The organism is Rhizobacter sp. P3_C12, assembly GCF_056402735.1.
Window position 1 is genome coordinate 1 of sequence record NZ_JBFUGW010000112.1, and the last position, 20,271, is coordinate 20,271.

Genomic DNA, 20,271 nt, shown 5'->3' on the forward strand with positions numbered 1-20,271 from the left:
GGGGTGGCGCGCGCCAGCGCGCTTCGTAGACTGACTCATCGGCTGTGTTTGACCACAACGAACGAAGTGAGTGACGGGAGTTTGCCGATGCACCCCCGAAACCGATCTTCTTCGTGCAGTCGGCCCGCCAGGGCCGACCGCCCCAGCCGAGCCCCGCCGCGCGCCCCCGGCCGCAGCACGCTCGCCGGAGGCACGGAAGAACCCGTGCCCCCGAGAGCGGCTTCAGAACAGCAAGTCGCGAATCAGCGAACCTTGCCCGCCTTCCACGCATTCAGCAGCGTGTCATAAGCGATCGTCTCACCCTTCGGCTTCTCGTTCGCCAGCTTCTTCCACGGCGCGCCCTTGTCGCTCAGCCACTTGTTCGGGTCGCCCTTCGCGTTCAGCTTCGGTGCGCAGCGTGCCATCCCGGCGCGCTCCAGCCGCGACATCACCTGGTCCATCTCCTCGGCCAGGTTGTCCATCGCCTGCTGCGGCGTCTTCTCGCCCGTCACCGCCACCGCCACGTTCTTCCACCACAGCTGCGCGAGCTTCGGGTAGTCGGGCACGTTGGTGCCGGTCGGCGTCCACGCCACGCGCGCCGGGCTGCGGTAGAACTCCACCAGCCCGCCGAGCTTCGGCGCCAGGTCCGTCATCGCCTTCGACTGGATGTCGCTCTCGCGGATCGGCGTCAGACCGGTGATCGTCTTCTTCAGCGAGGTCGTCTTCGCCGTCACGAACTGCGCATACAGCCACGCGGCCGCCGTGCGGTTCGCGTCATGCGCCTCGAAGAAGGTCCACGAACCCACGTCCTGGTAGCCGTTCTGCATGCCCTGCTTCCAGTACGGGCCGTTCGGGCCGGGCGCCATGCGCCACTTCGGCGTGCCGTCGGCATTCACCACCGGCAGGCCCGGCTTGGTCATGTCGGCGGTGAACGCGGTGTACCAGAAGATCTGCTGCGCAATCTGCCCCTGCGCCGGCACCGGGCCGGCTTCGCCGAAGGTCATGCCGGTGGCTTCCTTCGGGGCGTACTTCTTCATCCAGTCGACGTACTTCGTCAGCGCATACACGGCCGCCGGCGAGTTGGTCGCACCGCCGCGCGAGACGCTGGCCCCCTGCGGCGTGCAGCCGTCGGCCGACGCGCGGATGCCCCATTCGTCCACCGGCATGCCGTTCGGGATGCCGATGTCGGCGGTGCCGGCCATCGACAGCCACGCATCGGTGAAGCGCCAGCCCAGCGACGGATCCTTCTTGCCGTAGTCCATGTGGCCGTAGATCGGCTTGCCGTCGATCGTCTTCACGTCTTCGCTGAAGAACGCGGCGATGTCCTCGTACGCGCTCCAGTTCAGCGGCACGCCCAGGTCATAGCCGTACTTGGCCTTGAACTTCTCCTTCAGGTCCGGGCGCGCGAACAGGTCGGCGCGGAACCAGTACAGGTTCGCGAACTGCTGGTCGGGCAGCTGGTACAGCTTCTTGTCCGGCGCGGTCGTGAAGCTCGTGCCGATGAAGTCCTTGATGTCCAGCCCCGGGTTCGTCCACTCCTTGCCCTTGCCCGACATGTAGTCGGTCAGGTTCATGATCTTGCCGTAGCGGTAGTGCGTGCCGATCAGGTCGGAATCCGAAATCCAGCCGTCGTAGATCGACTTGCCCGACTGCATCGAGGTCTGCAGCTTCTCGACCACGTCGCCTTCCTGGATCAGGTCGTGCTTCACCTTGATGCCGGTGATCTCCTCGAAGGCCTTGGCCAGCGTCTTCGATTCGTACTCGTGCGTCGTGATCGTCTCCGACACCACCGAGATCTCCTTCACGCCCTTGGCCTGCAGCTTCTTCGCGGCCTCGATGAACCACTTCATCTCGGCCATCTGCTGGTCCTTGTTCAGCGTCGACGGCTGGAACTCGGCATCGATCCATTTCTTCGCCTCGGCCTCACCGGCCCAGGCGCTCTGGCCCAGTGCCAGCGCAACGGCGGCAAAGGCCACTGCATTCAAGCGCAACTTCATGTCTGTCTCCTCTGGTACTTCCCGGGGTACTCGCGACACGCCAGCGGGGAAGAATCGCCGGCGGCCTTTTCAAACCGAAGCTCGGCGGCTCAGCCCTTGCGCATGATCAGCGCCAGCACGGCCATCGAGATCACGAAGCTGATCCAGATCGACGGCTCCTCCGCCAACCCGAACCAGCCCACCATCTTTTCGCTGAACGCGACGAACGCGAGGTTCACGTACGCCGCGCTGAGCAGCCCGATGAAGAGCCGGTCGCCACGCGTCGTCGCCATCGGCAGGAAGCCCTTGCGCACCGTTGTCGGCGACTTCAGCTCCCACACCGTCATGCCGGCCAGCATCAGCACGATGCAGCCGAAGAACACCGCCACCGGCAGGGTCCACGCCATCCAGTCGAACATCAAACTCTCCCCATCGCAAAGCCCTTGGCGATGTAATGCCGCACGAACCAGATCACGATCGCGCCCGGCACGATGGTCAGCACGCCGGCCGCCGCCAGCACGCCCCAGTCCATGCCCGAGGCACTCACCGTGCGCGTCATCACCGCGACGATCGGCTTCGCGTTCACGCTGGTCAGCGTGCGTGCCATCAGCAGCTCGACCCAGCTGAACATGAAGCAGAAGAACGCCGCCACGCCCACACCGGCCTTGATCAGCGGGATGTAGATCGTCAGGAAGAAACGCGGGAACGAGTAGCCGTCGATGTAGGCCGTCTCGTCGATCTCGCGCGGGATGCCGCTCATGAAGCCTTCAAGAATCCACACCGCCAGCGGCACGTTGAACAGCAGGTGCGCCAGCGCCACCGCGATGTGCGTGTCCATCAGCCCGAGCGTCGTGTACAGCTGGAAGAACGGCAGCAGGAACACCGCCGGCGGCGTCATCCGGTTGGTCAGCAGCCAGAAGAACACATGCTTGTCACCGAGGAAGCTGTAGCGCGAGAACGCATACGCCGCCGGCAGCGCCACCAGCAGCGAGATCACCGTGTTGATGGCCACGTAGATCATCGAGTTGATGTAGCCCGAGTACCAGGACTCATCGGTGAAGATCGTGCGGTAGTGGTCGAACGTGAAATGCTGCGGCCACAGGCTGAACGAGGACAGGATCTCCTCGTTCGTCTTGAACGACATGTTCACCATCCAGTACACCGGCAGGATCGCGAACAGCAGATACAGCAGCAGGAAAATCACCCGCTTCTTGAAACGGCGCTCATCCATGGGCGGCTCCCTCGGTCGTCGTCGCATCCTGGCCGACCCGCTGCATCCAGTTGTAGAGGATGAAGCACAGCAGCAGGATGATCAGGAAGTAGATCAGCGAGAAGGCCGCGGCCGGGCCGAGGTCGAACTGGCCGACCGCCTTCTGCGTCAGGTACTGGCTCAGGAAGGTGGTCGCGTTGCCGGGCCCGCCGCCGGTCAGCACGAAGGGCTCGGTATAGATCATGAAGCTGTCCATGAAGCGCAGCAGCACCGCGATCATCAGCACGCCGCGCAGCTTGGGCAGCTGGATGAAGCGGAACACCGCGAACTTGCTCGCGCCGTCGATGCGCGCCGCCTGGTAGTACGCATCGGGGATCGCGCGCAGCCCGGCGAAGCACAGCAGCGCCACCAGCGGCGTCCAGTGCCACACGTCCATCAGCAGCACGGTGAGCCACGCATCGGTCGCATTGCCGGTGTAGCTGTACTCGATGCCCAGCTTCGCGAGCGCCGCGCCCATCAGGCCGATGTCGGTGCGCCCGTAGATCTGCCAGATGGTGCCGACCACGTTCCACGGGATCAGCAGCGAGATCGCCACCAGCACCAGCACCGCCGACGAGCGCGCGCCCTTGGCCGGCATCGACAACGCGAGGCCGATGCCCAGCGGGATCTCCACCAGCAGCACCGCCAGCGAGAAGCCGATCTGGCGCAGCAGCGCACCCTGCAGGTCTTCGTCGCGCATCACCGACTTGAACCACTCGGTGCCGACGAACACGCGCCGCTCGGGCGAGATGATGTCCTGCACCGAGTAGTTGACGACCGTCATCAGCGGCAGCACCGCCGAGAAGGCCACGCACAGCACCACCGGCAGGATCAGCAGCCAGGCTTTCTGGTTGACCGGCTTCATGCCGCCACCTCCACGGAAGAATCGATCAATACGTCATCGCGGTAATAGCAGGTGTGCGAGCCGACCAGCGACAACCACACCGCATCGCCGACGCGCGGGATGCGCTGGTCGGGCGACAGGCGGGCGCGGATCGTCTGCTCGCTGTCGCCGGAGCCGAGGCGCGCGCCGAGCAGCCAGTAGGTGCCGATGTCCTGCGCCTGCGTCACGGTGGCGGGCACGGCGCCCGCGGTGTCCGGCGCGGCCAGCGTCACGTACTCCGGCCGCACGCCGAGCGCGAAGCTGCCCTCGCCGTGCAGCGGGTTGCGCGCCATCGGCAGCACGCGGCCGGCCACGTCGATGCCCTGCCCGGCCCAGCGCACCGGCAGGAAGTTCATGCCCGGCGAGCCGATGAAGTGGCCGACGAAGCGGTGCTGCGGCCGCTCGAACAGCGCCGAGGCACTGCCCACCTGCACCGCACGGCCGCGCGTCATCACGACCACCTGGTCGGCGAAGGTCAGCGCCTCGACCTGGTCGTGCGTCACGTAGACCAGCGTCAGCTTCAGCTCGTGGTGGATCTGCTTCAGCTTGCGGCGCAGCTGCCACTTCAGGTGCGGGTCGATGACGGTCAGCGGCTCGTCGAACAGCACGGCCGACACGTCCTCGCGCACCAGGCCACGGCCCAGCGAGATCTTCTGCTTGGCGTCCGCCGAGAGGCCTGCGGCGCGCGTGTTCAGCTGCCCGCTCATCTCCAGCATCTCGGCGATCTGGCCGACGCGCTGGCGGATGCGGTCGGGCGCCACGCCACGGTTGCGCAGCGGGAACGCGAGGTTCTCGGCCACGGTCATCGTGTCGTAGATGACGGGGAACTGGAACACCTGCGCGATGTTGCGCTGCTGCGGTGACTGCCCGGTGACGTCCTGCCCGCCGAACTTCACCGTGCCCTGCGACGGCGTCACCAGGCCCGAGATGATGTTCAGCAGCGTCGTCTTGCCGCAGCCCGACGGGCCGAGCAGCGCATAGGCGCCGCCGTCGTCGAAGGTCATCTTCAGCGGCAGCAGCGCGTAGTCTTCATCGCGCTGCGGGTTCGGCTTGTAGGCATGCGCCAGGTCGAGGTCGATGCGTGCCATCTCAGATGCCCTCCCGGCTCGGGGCCACCAGCAGGCGGCCCGCGGAATCGAACACGTGCACCTGTGCCGCATTCAGGTACAGCGTCACCGGCTCGCCGAGCGTGAACTGGTGGACGCCGGTCAGCTGCGCCACCAGCTCGCCGATCGGGGTGTCGACGTGCACGAAGGTGTCGGAACCGGAGATCTCGGCCAGCTCCACCTTGCCCGGCAGTGCGACATCGCCGTCGCGCGGGCGAACCCGCAGGGCGCTCGCGCGGATGCCGATTGTCAGCGCCGGCGTGCTCGACGCCGGCAGCGGCACCGAGAGGTTCACGCCGGCCTGCAGGCTGATGCCGATCGTCGCGTGCGTGCCCTCGACCAGGTTCATCGGCGGATCGCTGAACGCGCGCGCGACGCGGATCGACTGCGGCCGGTGGAACACCTCGGCGGTCGGGCCGTACTGCAGCAGCTCGCCGGCGTCCATCACCGCGGTGTAGCCGCCGAGCAGCAGCGCCTCGGTCGGCTCGGTGGTGGCGTAGACGACGGTCGATTCGCCGGCCGCGAACAGCTGCGAGAGCTCGTCGCGCAGTTCCTCGCGCAGCTTGTAGTCCAGGTTCACCAGCGGCTCGTCGAGCAGCATCAGCGGGGCCTTCTTCGCCAGCGCCCGCGCGAGGGCCACGCGCTGTTGCTGGCCGCCCGACAGCTCGGCCGGCAGCCGCTTCAGGAACGGCTCGATGTGCAGCCGCTTCGCCAGCTCCAGCACGCGCTCGGCGATGCCCTTCTCGCCACGCAGCTTCAGCGGCGATGCGATGTTGTCGGCCACCGTCATCGACGGGTAGTTGATGAACTGCTGGTAGACCATCGACACGTTGCGCTCGCGCACCGGCAGGCCGGTCACGTCGCGGCCGTCAGCCAGCACGCGGCCTTGCGTCGGCGTGTCCAGGCCCGCCATCACGCGCATCAGCGAGGTCTTGCCGGCCTGGGTCGCGCCCAGCAGCACGGTCACCGCGCGCGGGACCAGGGTCAGGTCCAGCGGGTAGAGGTGGGTCTGCGCACCGACCTGCTTGCCGATGCGCTCCAGCGTCAATTCCATGAGGTCTCCGAAGGTCTAGTCTGCGGCTGCGCGACTGTTGTCGCAGCGCCGCGCCAGTGGCGTGCGCACCAGAGCGCGACCTGCTCGCGCTGGGCCGGCGTCAGGTGCAGGCCGAGCTTGGTGCGCCGCCACAGCACGTCGTCGGGCTCGCGCGCCCACTCGTGCTCGTGCAGGTAGTTCAGTTCCGCCTCGTGCAGCCCGGGCACCACCTCGGCGCCGGGCCCGTTCGCCAGCAGCACCTGCACGCGCGAGCCGTAGCAGCGCGCCAGGCGATGCCGCATCGCGGCCGGCAACTGCGGATGGCGCAGCGCGAACGCCTGCTCGAAGCGCGCGAAGTCGGTGTCGGGCCGCTGCGGGTCGCCGATCCACACGCTGAGGTCGCCACCGGGCAGGAAGGCGCCGGCCGTCCAGGCGCCGCGGGTGGTGCCGAGCGGCGCGGCCAGCAGGTCGGCGGCCTCCTCGGCCAGCTTGCGGAAGGTGGTGATCTTGCCGCCCCACACCGACAGCAGCGCCGCCTTCGAGGTGTCGAGCTCGAGCGAGTAGTCGCGCGTGACGGCCGACGGATCGCCCGACTCGTCGTCGAGCAGCGGCCGCACGCCCGAATACGTCCACACCACGTCGGCCGGCGCCACCGGCTTCGCGAAATAGCGGCTCGCCTGCTCGCACAGGTAGGCGATCTCGCTGTCGTCGATGCGCGCCTCGCCGATCGCGCCGTGGTGCTCGACGTCGGTGGTGCCGATCAGCGTGAACTCGCCGTCCTGGTAGGGGATCGCGAAGATGATGCGGCGGTCCGGGTTCTGGAAGATGTAGGCGTGGTCGTGGTCGAACAGCTTCTTCACGACGATGTGGCTGCCCTTCACCAGCCGCAGCGACTTGGGGCGCGGCGCATGCGTGCCCTCGGCGAGGAACTGCGCGGCCCACGGGCCGGCGGCGTTGACGAGCGCGCGCGCATTCAGCGTGTGGGTGCGGCCGTCGTCCGCCTGCAGCGTGACGCGCCAGGCGCTGTCGCCGCGCTGCGCATCGGTGCAGCGCCAGCGCGTCAGCACCGTCGCGCCGCGGTCGGCCGCGTCGCGGGCGTTCAGCACCACGAGGCGCGCATCGTCGACCCAGCCGTCGGAGTAGACGAAGCCGCGCTTGTACTGCGGCTTCAGCGGCGCGCCGGCCGGGTGCTCGCGCAGCGACACCGTGCGCGAACCGGCCAGCACCTCGCGCTTGGCCAGGTGGTCGTACAGGAACAGCCCGGCGCGGATCATCCACACCGGCCGCATGCTCGCGTCGTGCGGCATCACGAAGCGCAGCGGCCACATGATGTGCGGGGCACCCTTCAGCAGCACCTCGCGCTCGGCCAGCGCCTTGCGCACCAGCGAGAACTCGTAGTACTCGAGGTAGCGCAGGCCGCCGTGGATCAGCTTGGTCGAGGCCGACGAGGTGTGCTGCGCGAGGTCGTCCTTCTCGCACACCAGCACGCGCACGCCGCGGCCCGACAGGTCGCGGGCAATCCCGGCGCCATTGATGCCGCCGCCCACGACGAGCACGTCCACGTCAGCCGGCAAAGCTTGGTTCAAGAATCCGTCTCCTGGTCTATGTTCGGTTGTTTTCGTTTCTGATCTTCTTTTTTCGTTTTATGCGAAAAACGAAAGCCGCGCAAGCCAGGAAATCCAGCATCTGTTTTCGTTCGGGGATTCGGTACCCTCCGCCGCCATGACCCCGAACCCGCGCCAATCGCTGCTGCTCGACGAGGTGCGCGCGCGCGGCACGGCCACGGTGGAGGCGCTGTCGGAGCAGTTCGGCGTCACGCTGCAGACGGTGCGGCGCGACGTGAAGCTGCTGTCCGATGCCGGGCTGCTGTCGCGCTTCCATGGCGGCGTGCGGCTGCCCAGCTCCACCACCGAGAACATCGCGTACCGGCAGCGCCAGCAGCTCAACGAGCAGGCCAAGCAGCGCATCGCGCGCAGCGTGGCGCAGGGCGTGCCCGAGGGCTGCTCGCTGATCCTGAACATCGGCACCACCACCGAGGCGATTGCGCGCGAGCTGATGCGGCACAAGGGCCTGCGCGTGATCACGAACAACCTGAACGTCGCGGCGATCCTGTCGGACAACCCGGACTGCGAGGTCATCGTCGCCGGCGGCGTGGTGCGCTCGCGCGACCGCGGCATCGTCGGCGAGGCGACGGTGGATTTCATCAAGCAGTTCAAGGTCGACATCGGGCTGATCGGCATCTCGGGCATCGAGAGCGACGGCACGCTGCGCGACTTCGATTTCCGCGAGGTGAAGGTGGCGCGCGCGATCATCGAGCAGTCGCGCCAGGTGTGGGTGGCCGCCGACCACAGCAAGTTCAACCGGCCGGCGATGGTGCAGGTGGCCGGCTTCGCCGAGATCGATGCGCTGTTCACCGACCAGGCGCCGCCCGAACCCTTCCCTTCCCTGTTGGCCGATGCAGGCGTCCAATGCGAGGTCGCCGCCTGAGCTTCATCCCGCCATGAGCACACCCAAATTCCTGCTGGCCCTCGACCAGGGCACCTCCAGTTCGCGCAGCATCGTGTTCGACCGCGCCGGCGCCATCGTCGCGATGGCGCAGCGCGAGTTCCGCCAGATCTACCCGCAGCCGGGCTGGGTCGAGCACGACCCGATGGAGATCTGGCACACGCAGCTCGCGACCGCGAAGGAGGCGCTCGCGAAGGCCGGCATCGCTGCAGCCGACATCGCGTCGATCGGCATCACCAACCAGCGCGAGACCACCGTGGTGTGGAACCGCCGCACCGGCGAGCCGCTGTACAACGCGATCGTCTGGCAGGACCGCCGCGCCGAGCCCACCTGCGCGGCGCTGCGCGAGCGCGGGCTCGAACCCACCTTCCGAGAGAAGACCGGGCTGATCATCGACGCCTACTTCTCCGGCACCAAGCTGAAGTGGATCCTCGATCACGTGGCCGGCGCACGCGCGGCGGCGTCGCGCGGCGAGCTGGCCTTCGGCACGGTCGATTCGTGGCTGATGTGGCACCTGACCGGCGGCGCGGTGCACGCCACCGACGTGAGCAACGCCTCGCGCACGCTGCTGCTGAACGTGCGCCGCAACGCGTGGGACGACGAGCTGCTGCAGCTGCTCGACGTGCCGCGCGAGGTGCTGCCGCAGGTGTTCCCGTCCAGCCACGTGTACGGCCACACGAAGGCCGAACTGCTGGGCGCCTCGCTGCCGATCGGCGGCGTCGCCGGCGACCAGCAGAGCGCGCTGTTCGGCCAGGCGTGCTTCCGCGCCGGGCTCGCGAAGAACACCTACGGCACCGGCTGCTTCATGCTGATGCACACCGGCGCGCAGTTCCAGACCTCCACCAACGGGCTGATCACCACCAGCGCGGCGCAGCCGACGGCGCAGACCGAGTACGCGCTCGAGGGCAGCGTCTTCATCGGCGGGGCGGTGGTGCAGTGGCTGCGCGACGGGCTGAACGCGATCAAGGCGAGCAGCGAGGTGCAGTCGCTCGCCGAGAGCGTGCCCGATGCCGGCGGCGTGATGTTCGTGCCGGCCTTCACCGGCCTGGGCGCGCCGTACTGGAAGGCCGATGCGCGCGGCGCGATCGTCGGGCTGACGCGCGGCACCACGGTGGCGCACATCGCGCGCGCGGCGCTGGAGAGCATCGCGTTCCAGAGCGCGGCGCTGCTGCAGGCGATGGGGCGCGATGCGGTCGCGGCCGGCGGCGCGCCGGTCAGCGAACTGCGCGTCGACGGCGGTGCCTGCGTCAACGACCTGCTGATGCAGTTCCAGGCCGACCTGCTCGGCATCCCGGTGGTGCGGCCGAAGGTGATCGAGACCACCGCGCTCGGCGCGGCCTCGCTGGCCGGGCTGTCGTGCGGGGTCTACAGCGGGCTCGACGAACTGGCGCGGCAGTGGCGGGTCGAGCGCACCTTCCACCCGACGATGCCGCGCGAGCGCGCGCAGGCGCTGATGGGCGAGTGGGAGCACGCGGTGCGGCAGGCGGTGGCGGCCTGACGGTCGCAGAGCTCCCGTTCGGGCCGAGCTTGTCGAAGCCTTGGTGCCATGCGCGCAGGCCTTTCGACAGGCTCAAGGCGAACGGTTTTCCCCGTTCGGGCTGAGCTTGTCGAAGCCTTGGTGCCGTGCGCGCAGGCCCTTCGACAGGCTCAGGGCGAACGGGGAGGGAGGCTACAGCGCAAACGGCCAGCTGAGCTTCACGAAAGTCTCGACCGTGCGGTCGTCGCTGGCGCCGCTGCTGTCGGTGCCACGCCCGCGATCGGCGCTGATGCCGATGCTCGCATCGAGCTTGCGCCATGGCCGCGTCGCGAGCACCAGCGACAGCACCGAGCGCTTGCTGTCCGAGGCGCTGCCGCCCGGCGAATCGCCGCGCTCGGTGCGCAGCCGCTGCACGATCAACCGCAGCCAGCTCGTCGCCGACAGGCTGTGGCCGAGCACCAGCTGCTGCGTCGTGTCGGTCAGCAACTGGCAGCCGTCGCTGCAGGCGATGTGCTCCCGGTTGTAGTGCAGCGACAGCTCGGTGCGCCGGCCGAGCCGCAGCTGCAGGTCGGCCAGCAGCCGCTGCCCCGGGCCGACCTGGTCGGTCGCGAAATCGAGCCGCTTGCCCAACTCGGCATCCAGCTGCAGCTGCGTCAGCGTCGCGTTCGGGCTCGTCTTCAGACTCAGCAGCACCTGCGGCAGCCGGTGCAGCGCGAGCCCCTGATCGGCCCGCGCGCGGTCGGCATGCAGCTCCACCAGCAGCCCGGTCGCATACGGGCCGAGCAGCAGCATCGCCGGGTGCAGCGTCTGCGCGACGACGCCGCCCTCCAGCGCGCGCACCTGCGCGACGCTCACATACGGGTTCATGTCGGTGAACCAGCCGAGCGGTCCGAGCCGCTCGGTCACCGACAGCTCGGCGCGCTGGTGGCCGGCCTGCGCGATGAAGCCGTTCTCGCTGCGGAAGCTGCGGCCGATGCGCTCCAGCGTCAGCAGCGTGTCGGTGTGCTCGCCATAGAACGAATGGTCGGCGAACAGCGCGTGGCCGGCGCCGAGGTCGCCATTCCCTTGTCCCTCCAGGCGTGCGCGCGCATCGCCACGCGTGTCGCTGGCCGCCATCTGCAGGCGCAGCTTGTGGCGCGCATCGACCTGCCATGCGAGGTCGCTGCCGACCACCGCATTGCGGTCGTCGTCGGCCGCATCGCGCAGGCTCAGCGTCGCGCCCCAGGTGGCCTGCTCGCCGATGCGCACCCGGCCGCGCGCCATCAGCGCCTGGGCCGCCACGTCGCGCACCAGCGGCACGGTGGACCAGGTGCCGGGGTACAGCACCGCGCCGTCGCCGCTGTCGCGTGTGGCGATCGCGAGCCAGTCGCTGCCCTCGCTGCGCCGCGTCACGCGCGCGCCCCACTTCGGGTCGGCGATGCTGCGCGTGTAGACCAGCGGGATCGGCGTGTCCAGCAGGTCGGCCCCCTCCAGGAAGAAGGCCCGCTTCTCGGGATAGAAGATGCCGAAGCGCGCATTCGCCGACAGCTGCGGTGCGTCGATCTCGACCTGCGAGAAATCCGGGTTCACGGTGGCGTCGACGAACCACGACGGCCCCAGGCGCGCCTTGATGTCGACGCCGGCGCGCGTGGTGTTGCCGCGGTCGTCGCTGGCTCCGGTGCTGCGCCGGTCGTGCCGTTCCGCCAGCACATAGGGCGTCACGTTGACGTACGCCTGCGCGTCCGGCAGCGTCAGGCCGCCCAACGCGGGGTTGCGGCACAGGAAGCAGTCGGAGTAGCGCGACAGCGCCACCGAGGTGTACAGGTAGCGCTGCTCGCGCGGGCGGTTGCGGGTGACCAGCAGCGTCCAGGTGTCGACCTGCCCGCGCTCGCCATAGCGCAGGCTGCTGAACGGAATGCGGAACTCCGCCGTCCAGCCATCCTCGACCTGGGCGGTCGCGACGCTGAAATCGAAGTCCTGGTCCAGGCTCTCCTCGCCGCTCGCTTCGTTGTAGGTGCCGTCGGAGACCGAGCCGACCGGATTGGCGCGGAACAGCTGCGCGAACGAGCGCTTGCCGATCGGGTCGATGTAGAGCGTGACCTGGTCCTGGTCCTTGCCGACGCGGTCGCGCCGCGACCAGGCATAGCGCAGCGCCTCGGGCTCCGGGTCGCGGCTCTCGACGAACACGTACAGCGCGTCGGCGTCGTGCATCAGCCGGTACTGCGTCTGCACCTGCGGCGCGCGCCCGGACTGCGGGCTGTACTCGCTGAAATCCCCGTAGACCGGGGCGCCGGCCCAGCAGGGCTCGTCGGCGCGGCCATCGAGCACGATCGCGCAGTCGGAGCTACCGGCCTGCTGGCGTGCCGGCGGTGCCGCGGTCTGCGCAACCGCGCTCGACCACCAGAACCCCGACATCAACCACGACACCCACCACGACACGACGGCGATCCACGAGGCCCCTCGCACGCTCGCCATGCTCAGCGCCGGTTCAGGTCGATCAAATCGTGCGGGCTGCTGCCGTACATCGCCTGCTGCTCCTGCTGCAGGCTGGCCGGGCGGCAGGCGTCGACCTCGTCGAGCCGGCGCAGCAGCGTCACGCTGCCCTGGCGGTGCTTGTGCGGCTCGACCAGCGACAGCAGCTCGAAACCCGCGCCCATGCCGGCCTGCAACTGCTGGCGGCGCAACGCGTTCGCGCACGGCCCGGGGATCACGACCTTGGCGGTCGCGCCGCCGTCAGGCACGTCGACATCAGGCACGTCGACATCGACATGCGTGTAGTGGATCGCCGCCAGGCCGCCGTCCGCGTCGAGCAGCGGCCAGAAGCGGTTCAGCAGGTCGGGGTAGTCGAGCTGGTGGCCGCAGTCCAGCCACATGAAGCCGAACGGGCTCGCCTCGGGCGGCAGCTGGACGTCCTGGAAGCGGCAGCGGTGCAGCGTGAACAGCGGCGACAGGTTCAGGCGCGCGAGGATCTGCAGGAAGCGCTGCAGGCGCGGCTCGTCCTCCGAGAAATCATCGATGCCGTGCAGGTGCGCCGCATGGCCGGCATGGTCGTAGCCCGGGTGCAGCACCTCGTGGCGCGCCGGGTCGGCGAGCGTGCCGGCGGCGATGCGTGCGTCGTGCTGCGCCTCGGTGCGGTTGTCGGCCAGCGCCTGCAGCACGAACAGCGTCGAGTAGCCGAGCCCGACGCACAGCACCGAGCTCGGCCGCTGCATGCGGACCATCGAGTACAGCAGCGGCGCCGCGTGCTCGGTGCCCATGCCGGGGTCGAAGGCGTGGTGGGCGATGTCCAGGAAGTGCGCATCCAGCGGCATGGGGCCTCTCAGGTGGAAGATGAAACAGAAGAAGCCGACGGGGTCGGGGTCAGGTCGAACGCGATGCACACGCGGTCGTGGCCGGCCACGAAGGGCACGGTGCCGTGCCACAGGAAGGACGGGAACATCACCAGCGTGCCGGCGGCCGGCTGCACGATGAAATCCGGCGCCGCCGGGCGCGGCGCGGCCGGCAGCAGCCAGTCGACATGGGTCGGGAAGCGCAGGCAGCCGGCATGCGGCGGGCCGGTCATCGCCGGCACGTCGACGTAGTACACGCCGCTCACCAGGCCGGCCTCGTGGATGTGCAGCTCCTGGTAGCCCTCGGACTGCAGCATCACGCCCCAGGCCGTCACGCGCAGCCCGGCGTGGGCCAGTGCCTGCGCGTCGTGCAGCGGCGCGGCGCCGTCGTCCGCCTCGTCGTCCTGCAGGAACGCCAGCAGGCTGTCGGTCAGCAGCCGCTGCAGGCGCCGCACCACCGGCGCGTCGTCGTGCAGCAGCTCGCCGGTCTGCCAGCCGTGGCGCGTCGCCTTGTCGGCGCGGTCCCAGGTGAGACTGGGGTGGGCGTACAGGTGCGCCGTCAACTCGGCGTGGAAGGCGCGCATCGCGGCAGGGTCAGCGCCGAGCGGGCCACTGCGCGCCACCATGCCGGCGGGGTCGTAGGCCTCGGCCGCCTGGAGCGGATCGCCATGGCCGTGCAGCAGCACCCCCAGGCAGGCCTGCGACTTGACGTGGCCCGGCGCGAGCGCAAGCGCCTGCTGCAGCGCACCGATCGCGTCGCGGGCATGGCCGTCGGCGGCGTAGCGCATGCCGAGCGCGCACCACAGCTGGTGGTCGCGCGGGTGCTGCGCGAGCGCGGCCCGCAGCCGGGCGTGGGCGGCCGCAGATGGCAGGGTCAGCACGCAACCCGACAGCGCGGTGGACTGGGGCGACAGCTCGGAGGAGATCGGCAGCGGCATCGGAGCGGACATCGGTGACAAGCGGCATCGGTGACAGGCAGCATCGGCGACGGCAGGCGCCGCGACCGCCCCACCGGGTGGCCGCGGCGCGACGGCTCGCGTTTAGCGGGCTGCCTTCTCGGTGGCGACCGGTGCGGCCGCCTTCTCGCCGGGCTTCACCTGGACGGTGAAGGTGTCGGCATTCCAGTCGACCATCGCCTGGCCATGCGACGAGGCATTGCCATGCAGTGCGGCGCTGGTGCTGCAGACGCCGGCGAAGCCGGTCGCGAGGCCGGCGTACACCAGCGTCTTCAGCTTGCGGGAGGCCTTCTTGGCCGGGGCGTTGACTTCGATGTTTTCTGCCATCTCGATTCCTTTTCAGGGTTTGACAAAAATCCGCTGCCACTGCGAGGTGGGCAGCGCTCCGCTCGGGGGATGGCCGTGGCCACCTCCCAAGTCAGGTGGGCCGGGGTGCCGCGCCAGGGCGCGCCGCCGGCAGAAGAAGAACGCCGCGGGCCTACGCGGCGCGTGCGGGTGACAGCTCCGGCAGTGCGCCCGCCTTGCGGTCGAACCACTCGCGCAGCCCGGGTTCATCGAAGCGCTCGGCCAGCGCGAACGCGCCGTCGCGGGCCTTCTGCGCCGCCGCCGGCTCGCCCAGCCCGTAGCGGGCGCGTGCCAGTTCGACCAGCAGGAAGGCGCGGTCGACCTCCTCGGTGCCGTTCGCCTCGATCGTCTTGATGCCCTCGCGCGCGGCTTGCGCCGCCGCTGCCCAGTCGCCGACCGCGTTGGCCACCAGCGCGACCAGGTAGTCGGCGCGTTCCACCTGCATCCAGGTGCCGGCGTGCAGCCAGATCGTCTTGCAGCAGCGGGCGGCCCGGCCCATCGCGGTCCCGACCAGCGGATCGACCCGCGCCGGCGCCGCGGGCGACTGCAGCCGCTCCAGCCAGCCCGAGACGGTGTTGTTGATCGCGCGTGCCGCCATCGGCAGCACCGGCCCGCCCGCCGGGGCGGTTTCGAGCGCCTGCACGCAAGGCAGCAGGCTCGCCGCCACCAGCAGCGGGTCGGCAGTGCCGGCCAGGTGCTGCAAGGTGCCCAGGCGCACCGCGGCGGCGGCGAGCGCGGGGCCGCAGGCGAGTGCCTGCGCGAGTTCGGATTCGGCCTGCCAGGCCTGCAGCGCGGCACCGCTCATCGCATACGCGACCGCCCGGTTGCGCAGCAGCACCGGCGGCGGGCCGGGCAGCGCCGGCAGCGCATCGAGCAGCGTGCGCGCGCCGGGCCAGTCGCCGCCCTTCTCGCCGATCACGTGGTTCACCAGCCAGCTGTACGACGCGAGGTCGTCGACGCCGAGCGCCGACGGCGCGATCGCGCGCAGCCGCGCTGCCGCGCCGACCAGGTCGGCGTCGTGGTCCTGCATCAATGCCGATACTTCTGCCAAGGCCATCTCAACTCTCCAGGGTGGGTCGCAAGGGGTTCTGGGCGGGCTCGGCCACCTGCACCTGCGTGCTCTTCGTCAGCCGGGCCGCGCAGTACGAGCGCAGCAGCGGGCCGAACAGCAAGTACACCGCGCCGAGCCACAGCGTGAATATCGCATCGCCGATGTGCTGGCTGCCGCGCAGCCACGACGCGTAAGCCTTCTTGAACTTCACCTTCCAGACCAGCCGGCGCACGATGGTCTCGGAGCCGACCACGGCGAGCAGCGACGCGCGCGCCTCGCGCTCGTGCTTCTCTTCGTCGATCGCGATGCCGCGGAACACCTCGGCGGCGGCCGGCAGGTGGCTGCAGGCGCGCGCATAGCCGTTGAACTGCGCGCAGATCGACTTCTCGCTCTCGTGCGCGAACGCGAGGAAGTAGTGGATGTCGTCGGCCGATTTCACCAGCACGCTGCGCGAACCCGAGCCGCCCTGGAAGCGGTCGCGTGCCAGCTTGTGCGCAACCTCCAGGAAGCCGTCGGAATGCTCCATCTCCTCGAGCAGGTTTTCGAACAGCATCAGCTGCATCCGTGGCACGCCGGTGTGGCCGAGCGCGTTCAGGTACTGCCAGGCGCTGTCGAATTCGACCTCGGAGAACCGCTTCAACGTGCGGGCGGCGTGCTGCGAATCGATGCGCCACGACAGTGGCAGCAGCGCGCGTGTGACCGCATTCCTCAGGTGAGTGCTCCACATGGCGGGGTCTCCTTGTGTTCGTCGTGATGGGACAGGAACGGGTGCAGGGGCCGGTCGGCCGCCGGGTGGCCGTGCCACGTCAGCAAGCGCCGGGAATGCAGGAAGCTGCAGAAGGCTTCCAGCGTGTCGATCTCGAGGTCGAGTACCTCGGCCAGCTCGGCCAGCGGGCGGCGGCCATCGAAGGCGTCGCACAGCCGGGCCGTGTCGGCGTCGAGCGCGCACGGCAGCGTGTAGAACGCGGTCGCGCCCAGCACGCCGGGTGTCGTCGGGTCGGTGCTGTCGGGCGGGGCCTGCCAGCGCGCCCGCGGGTGCAGGCGCGGGCAGCGCAGCGGGCCGGCGATGCCGGGGTGCAGCGCGTCGCGCTTGATGAAGATGTCGAACCAGTCGACCGGCGCGTCGGTGGCATCGCCAGCGTCATCACCAGCGCGGCGCGGCTCGAAGCGGTCGGCCAGCAGCTGTCCGCAGGCGTCGGCGGCCGCCGGGTCGCCCTGGTGCCAGCCGTCCTGCGGGAACTCGGCGGCCACCGCCAGCGAGCCGCCCGGCGGCAGCAGCTCGGCCAGCTGCTGCAGGCACTCCGGCGGCGCCCGCAGGTGATCGAGCACGTTCAGCGCGAGCACCATGTCGTAGCAGGGGCGCGACATCCCCGGGCCGACCAGCCGGGCCACGCCGGCCCGCGCGGCGCGCCGCTGCAGGAACAGGCGCTTCACCGGATCGATCTCGACCACGTCGGTCGCGATGCCGTTCAGCGCGAGCAGCAGCGCGACATGGCCGGCGCCGGCGCCGTAGTCCAGCGCGTGGCGGGGTGCGAGGCGCAGCAGCTGCCGCGCGATGCCGGCATCGGCCGGCTGCTCCGGGCCGAGCAGGTGCGCCCAGACGTCGTGCACGACGTTGCACAGGCCGACGTAGGCATCGGTGACCGGCTCGTCCCACGGGCGCAGCACCCCGGTGCGGAACTGCGGCAGCGCATCGATCTCGTCGCGCAGCGCGGTCGGCAGCTGCGCGATGAACTCGATCAGCGCATTCGCGCCCTGGTTCGCCACCTCGGCGGGCCCGGCGGCGCGCGCCACCTCGGGCAGGTCGTCGTGGCGCAGCGTGCCGTGCACCAGGCGGCACAGGTGCTCGGCGAAGTCGACGGCCTCGGCCGGCCGGCCCGGCTGCCAGCCGTCGGCAAAGCGTTCGCGCAACGCGTCGAGCGGAATCGGCGCGAGGCTGCGCGCCGCGATGATCTGCCTCAGTTCGTCGAGCATCGTGCGGCCCCCGCTCAACGCACCGGGATGCGGCCGCCGAGCAGGCGCTGCACCGCTGCGCCGTAGGCCGGCAAGGCCGTGGCACCACGCAGCCGCTCGACCAGGTCGACGCGCGCATCGGCCCAGGCGGCCGGGCCGCCGAGCGGCAGGTAGTCGCGCATCGCGTCGAGGTCGGCCGCGTTGCCGGCGAGCGCCTGCAGCAGGTCGAGGTAGCTCGGCATCTTGATGGCGACGCTGGTGTGCAGCGATTCCTCGGTCAGCGCACAGGCATGGTGGAAGGTGCCGCGCGGCAGGTACAGCAGGTCGCCGGGCTCGAGCTCGATCGTCGCGTGCGGCGCCTTGTCGTCGTAGGCCACCGGGCCGCCGTAGCCGACGATCGGGTTGACGTGCCGCTGGTCGGAGACGAACCAGCGCTTGCGGCCGGAGATCTGCAACACGAAGATCTCGCCGCAGTCGTAGTGCGGCGCGAGGCCGGGGTGGTCCTTCTGCGAATAGAACAGGCTGGTCTCGACCTCGGCCGAGAAGGTGTGCGCGAATGCGAGCTTCAGCGCCATCAGCTCGGGGAAGTGCGCTTCCTGGCCGAAGCAGTTGGCGGTGGCGCCGTTCAGCAGCAGCTGGCGCACGCGGTCCAGGCGCGGCGCGCGGGCGACGCGGCCGTCCATGTCGACGTACTCGTGCACCAGGTCTTCGTGCGGCACGAAGCCGCTGTCGATGTACATCTCGGGCAGGCGGCGGTACTGCCACGGCGTGCCGCTCTCGACCAGCCGGCGCAGCGTCGCGGCATCGGCGAGCGATGCGAAGCGGTCGCTGCCGTCGGCCAGGTAGAGCGGCTTGCGGTCCCAGTACTCGGTGCAGAAATGCGCCCAGTCGACCGGGTCGATCACCTGGGCGACCCGGGCCTGGCTGGCACCGAGCAGTTCCGCTGGCGAGGCGCGCTGGTTCATTCGGGGCTCCTTCAGGGTTGGGGTGACCGCGCCGATGGGGCGGCGGACGGGGCGGCGGTTGGGTGGGCCGGGAGGCTGATCGGCGTGTGGGCCGCCAGCCGCGCCTCGACCAGCGGCGTCAGCAGCAGCGCGAGCCGCTCGGCGCCGGCGGGGGACAGGTGGGAATCGCCGTCGAGGTACAGCGGTGCGGTGCCGTCGCCGGCGGGCAGCAGGTGCGTGGCCTGGGTCGCGTCGGGGAAGGGGCTGTCGAGCGTGGCCACGTCGGGCCGCGGCGACGGCAGCGAATGCGCGCGCCATCGCAGGTCGAAGCGGCCCTTCCAGGGCACGACCGCGAAGACCAGGTCGGCCTCGCGCTGGCGGCGCGCGTCGGCGTAGCCGCTCGCGATGCGCTGGTTCAGCACCGTGGCCGCCACCGTCGACTGCGCACTGAAGCCGAGCGGCGTCGGGTGCTCGCTGCGCTGCGAGCGGTCCCACAGCTCGGCGCCGAACTGCACCAGCCGCAGGTTCATCCAGGCGCAGCGCAGGGCCGTGGCCTCGGCACTGAAGGTGGTCACGTAGCCGCAGGTGGCGTGGGCGTTGCGGAAGATGCGGTAGGCGTCCCAGGTGTCGTTCTCTTCGGTGTGCACCACCACCACCGGCTCGGTGGCCGGCAGGCCGGCGAGCGTGGCCAGGTAGTCGGTGGGGCCGAAGCCCGGCACGCCGTGGTTGACGACCTGCACGCCGGCGCCGAGCCGTTGCTGCAGGCGCGCCGCCAGTGTTTCATCGTCGGACAGGCCCCAGCCGAAGACCTGCGAATCGCCGACCAGGTGAACGCGCAGCAGGGCGGCGGCGCCTGGTGCGACGTTGGGTGCGACGTTGGGTATGAACCCGGGCGTGAAGCGATGTCCGGCCGCGTCGGTCGAGACCGTGACCGTGCGGCCGAACTGGTAGGCGAGCGTGTGCAGGCCGCGCGCGAGCCGGTAGCGCGCGATGCCGTCGTTCGGCTCGAACACCTGCGGCGTGAGCGTGGCGCCGCCGAGGCCGATGCGCAGCGCGAATTCGGCCGCGCCCAACACCAGCAGCAACGCGAGCGCGGCCCACGCGAGGCGGCGCGGCCAGCGCCGCCCGGCGACGAGCGGAACGGCCGCGTCAGGAGAGCTTGCCGTGGCCTGCATGCAGGGCCTCCAGGATGGAGCGGGCCAGGATGCGCTGGCCGAGCGGGCTGTAGTGGTGGCTGCCGCGGTCGAACAGCGCGAGCGGATCGACGGCCTTCAGCGCCTCGTGCGGCACGGCCACGCGAAAGCCGCGTGCCTGCAGCTCGGTGGCGATCGCCGATTCCAGCGCATCGAGCCGCGCGACCGCCTGCGGAATGCGGCGCTGCCACGACTCGAACTGGGCCGCCTGCGGGTAGAAGCGGCGGTACTTGTCGAACTCGCTTGCCTGCACCTGGTAGTCGTTCGGCAGCAGCAGCACGACGGTCTCGCGCGCCGGCGGCAGGGCGCGCGC

19 protein-coding genes are annotated in these 20,271 nt (G+C 70.1%); 2 read left to right on the forward strand and 17 right to left on the reverse strand.

All coding sequences use genetic code 11. The features are described 5' to 3' along the window. Window positions 1-242 precede the first annotated feature (242 nt). The 7 genes from AC1DXV_RS17970 to glpD all read right to left on the reverse strand — a co-directional run bounded on the left by AC1DXV_RS17970 (window position 243) and on the right by glpD (window position 7,812). Window positions 243-1,976: an ABC transporter substrate-binding protein gene (locus AC1DXV_RS17970; RefSeq protein ID WP_477934797.1), complete on the reverse strand. Its 1,734-nt coding sequence runs from the start codon at window positions 1,974-1,976 to the stop codon at window positions 243-245. Window positions 1,977-2,065: 89 nt separating this feature from the next. Then, window positions 2,066-2,374 carry a DUF2160 domain-containing protein gene (locus AC1DXV_RS17975; RefSeq protein WP_477864793.1) on the reverse strand — a complete coding sequence of 103 codons (309 nt, stop codon included), beginning with the start codon at window positions 2,372-2,374 and terminating at the stop codon, window positions 2,066-2,068. Beyond that, entirely contained in the window at window positions 2,374-3,186 is an 813-nt protein-coding gene (locus AC1DXV_RS17980; RefSeq protein ID WP_477824677.1) for a carbohydrate ABC transporter permease, read from the reverse strand. The genes AC1DXV_RS17975 and AC1DXV_RS17980 overlap by 1 nt, the downstream gene beginning before the upstream one ends. After that, entirely contained in the window at window positions 3,179-4,069 is an 891-nt protein-coding gene (locus tag AC1DXV_RS17985; protein WP_477864794.1) for a carbohydrate ABC transporter permease, read from the reverse strand. Before AC1DXV_RS17985 ends, AC1DXV_RS17980 begins: the two co-directional genes overlap by 8 nt. Then, window positions 4,066-5,175 carry an ABC transporter ATP-binding protein gene (locus tag AC1DXV_RS17990; RefSeq protein WP_477934799.1) on the reverse strand — a complete coding sequence of 370 codons (1,110 nt, stop codon included), beginning with the start codon at window positions 5,173-5,175 and terminating at the stop codon, window positions 4,066-4,068. Before AC1DXV_RS17990 ends, AC1DXV_RS17985 begins: the two co-directional genes overlap by 4 nt. A 1-nt stretch (window position 5,176) precedes the next feature. After that, complete coding sequence (locus AC1DXV_RS17995) at window positions 5,177-6,247, reverse strand: ABC transporter ATP-binding protein (protein ID WP_477864796.1); 1,071 nt, start codon at window positions 6,245-6,247, stop codon at window positions 5,177-5,179. After that, complete coding sequence (gene glpD, locus AC1DXV_RS18000; RefSeq protein WP_477864797.1) at window positions 6,238-7,812, reverse strand: glycerol-3-phosphate dehydrogenase; 1,575 nt, start codon at window positions 7,810-7,812, stop codon at window positions 6,238-6,240. Before glpD ends, AC1DXV_RS17995 begins: the two co-directional genes overlap by 10 nt. 136 nt (window positions 7,813-7,948) lie before the next feature. Between glpD and AC1DXV_RS18005 the strand changes: the two genes are divergently transcribed. Both AC1DXV_RS18005 and glpK read left to right on the forward strand, forming a co-directional pair. Further along, complete coding sequence (locus AC1DXV_RS18005) at window positions 7,949-8,713, forward strand: DeoR/GlpR family DNA-binding transcription regulator (protein ID WP_477864798.1); 765 nt, start codon at window positions 7,949-7,951, stop codon at window positions 8,711-8,713. Window positions 8,714-8,726: 13 nt separating this feature from the next. Further along, window positions 8,727-10,229 carry a glycerol kinase GlpK gene (gene glpK / locus AC1DXV_RS18010; protein ID WP_477864799.1) on the forward strand — a complete coding sequence of 501 codons (1,503 nt, stop codon included), beginning with the start codon at window positions 8,727-8,729 and terminating at the stop codon, window positions 10,227-10,229. Between the two features lie 171 nt (window positions 10,230-10,400). Here the strand turns inward: glpK and AC1DXV_RS18015 are convergent, their stop codons facing one another. The 10 genes from AC1DXV_RS18015 to AC1DXV_RS18060 all read right to left on the reverse strand — a co-directional run. Further along, window positions 10,401-12,662, reverse strand: coding sequence for a carbohydrate binding family 9 domain-containing protein (locus tag AC1DXV_RS18015; RefSeq protein ID WP_477934801.1), 2,262 nt, complete (start codon window positions 12,660-12,662; stop codon window positions 10,401-10,403). 2 nt (window positions 12,663-12,664) lie between these two features. Then, complete coding sequence (locus AC1DXV_RS18020) at window positions 12,665-13,498, reverse strand: O-methyltransferase (RefSeq protein WP_477864801.1); 834 nt, start codon at window positions 13,496-13,498, stop codon at window positions 12,665-12,667. 8 nt (window positions 13,499-13,506) lie between these two features. Continuing rightward, window positions 13,507-14,454 carry a putative 2OG-Fe(II) oxygenase gene (locus tag AC1DXV_RS18025; RefSeq protein WP_477864802.1) on the reverse strand — a complete coding sequence of 316 codons (948 nt, stop codon included), beginning with the start codon at window positions 14,452-14,454 and terminating at the stop codon, window positions 13,507-13,509. A gap of 102 nt (window positions 14,455-14,556) precedes the next feature. Continuing rightward, on the reverse strand, window positions 14,557-14,799 hold the full coding sequence (locus AC1DXV_RS18030; RefSeq protein WP_047586701.1) for a hypothetical protein: 243 nt from the start codon (window positions 14,797-14,799) through the stop codon (window positions 14,557-14,559). A 151-nt stretch (window positions 14,800-14,950) separates the two neighbouring features. Continuing rightward, complete coding sequence (locus AC1DXV_RS18035; protein WP_477864803.1) at window positions 14,951-15,874, reverse strand: hypothetical protein; 924 nt, start codon at window positions 15,872-15,874, stop codon at window positions 14,951-14,953. A 1-nt stretch (window position 15,875) separates the two neighbouring features. After that, entirely contained in the window at window positions 15,876-16,595 is a 720-nt protein-coding gene (locus tag AC1DXV_RS18040; RefSeq protein ID WP_477864804.1) for a ferritin-like domain-containing protein, read from the reverse strand. Next, window positions 16,577-17,842 (reverse strand): class I SAM-dependent methyltransferase, encoded by a 1,266-nt coding sequence (locus AC1DXV_RS18045; protein WP_477934803.1) that lies wholly within the window; start codon window positions 17,840-17,842, stop codon window positions 16,577-16,579. The genes AC1DXV_RS18040 and AC1DXV_RS18045 overlap by 19 nt, the downstream gene beginning before the upstream one ends. Before the next feature lie 14 nt (window positions 17,843-17,856). Beyond that, on the reverse strand, window positions 17,857-18,786 hold the full coding sequence (locus AC1DXV_RS18050; RefSeq protein WP_477871795.1) for a JmjC domain-containing protein: 930 nt from the start codon (window positions 18,784-18,786) through the stop codon (window positions 17,857-17,859). 11 nt (window positions 18,787-18,797) lie between these two features. Further along, a complete protein-coding gene (locus AC1DXV_RS18055; RefSeq protein ID WP_477871797.1) occupies window positions 18,798-19,940 on the reverse strand; it encodes a hypothetical protein in 1,143 nt (380 codons plus the stop codon). Further along, window positions 19,915-20,271: hypothetical protein (locus AC1DXV_RS18060; RefSeq protein ID WP_477934804.1), on the reverse strand; the 357-nt coding region annotated here is incomplete at its 5' end. The genes AC1DXV_RS18060 and AC1DXV_RS18055, both read right to left, overlap by 26 nt.

Coding starts and splice junctions, on each gene's coding strand:
- glpK (WP_477864799.1), top strand. CDS start 8,727: ATGAGCACACCCAAATTCCTGCTGGCCCTCGACCAGGGCACCTCCAGT.
- AC1DXV_RS18020 (WP_477864801.1), bottom strand. CDS start 13,498: ATGCCGCTGGATGCGCACTTCCTGGACATCGCCCACCACGCCTTCGAC.
- AC1DXV_RS17990 (WP_477934799.1), bottom strand. CDS start 5,175: ATGGCACGCATCGACCTCGACCTGGCGCATGCCTACAAGCCGAACCCG.
- AC1DXV_RS18045 (WP_477934803.1), bottom strand. CDS start 17,842: ATGCTCGACGAACTGAGGCAGATCATCGCGGCGCGCAGCCTCGCGCCG.
- AC1DXV_RS18025 (WP_477864802.1), bottom strand. CDS start 14,454: ATGCCGCTGCCGATCTCCTCCGAGCTGTCGCCCCAGTCCACCGCGCTG.
- AC1DXV_RS18055 (WP_477871797.1), bottom strand. CDS start 19,940: ATGCAGGCCACGGCAAGCTCTCCTGACGCGGCCGTTCCGCTCGTCGCC.
- AC1DXV_RS17985 (WP_477864794.1), bottom strand. CDS start 4,069: ATGAAGCCGGTCAACCAGAAAGCCTGGCTGCTGATCCTGCCGGTGGTG.
- AC1DXV_RS17970 (WP_477934797.1), bottom strand. CDS start 1,976: ATGAAGTTGCGCTTGAATGCAGTGGCCTTTGCCGCCGTTGCGCTGGCA.
- AC1DXV_RS18040 (WP_477864804.1), bottom strand. CDS start 16,595: ATGTGGAGCACTCACCTGAGGAATGCGGTCACACGCGCGCTGCTGCCA.
- AC1DXV_RS17995 (WP_477864796.1), bottom strand. CDS start 6,247: ATGGAATTGACGCTGGAGCGCATCGGCAAGCAGGTCGGTGCGCAGACC.
- AC1DXV_RS18030 (WP_047586701.1), bottom strand. CDS start 14,799: ATGGCAGAAAACATCGAAGTCAACGCCCCGGCCAAGAAGGCCTCCCGC.
- AC1DXV_RS18015 (WP_477934801.1), bottom strand. CDS start 12,662: ATGGCGAGCGTGCGAGGGGCCTCGTGGATCGCCGTCGTGTCGTGGTGG.
- AC1DXV_RS17975 (WP_477864793.1), bottom strand. CDS start 2,374: ATGTTCGACTGGATGGCGTGGACCCTGCCGGTGGCGGTGTTCTTCGGC.
- AC1DXV_RS18035 (WP_477864803.1), bottom strand. CDS start 15,874: ATGGCCTTGGCAGAAGTATCGGCATTGATGCAGGACCACGACGCCGAC.
- AC1DXV_RS18050 (WP_477871795.1), bottom strand. CDS start 18,786: ATGAACCAGCGCGCCTCGCCAGCGGAACTGCTCGGTGCCAGCCAGGCC.
- AC1DXV_RS18005 (WP_477864798.1), top strand. CDS start 7,949: ATGACCCCGAACCCGCGCCAATCGCTGCTGCTCGACGAGGTGCGCGCG.
- AC1DXV_RS17980 (WP_477824677.1), bottom strand. CDS start 3,186: ATGGATGAGCGCCGTTTCAAGAAGCGGGTGATTTTCCTGCTGCTGTAT.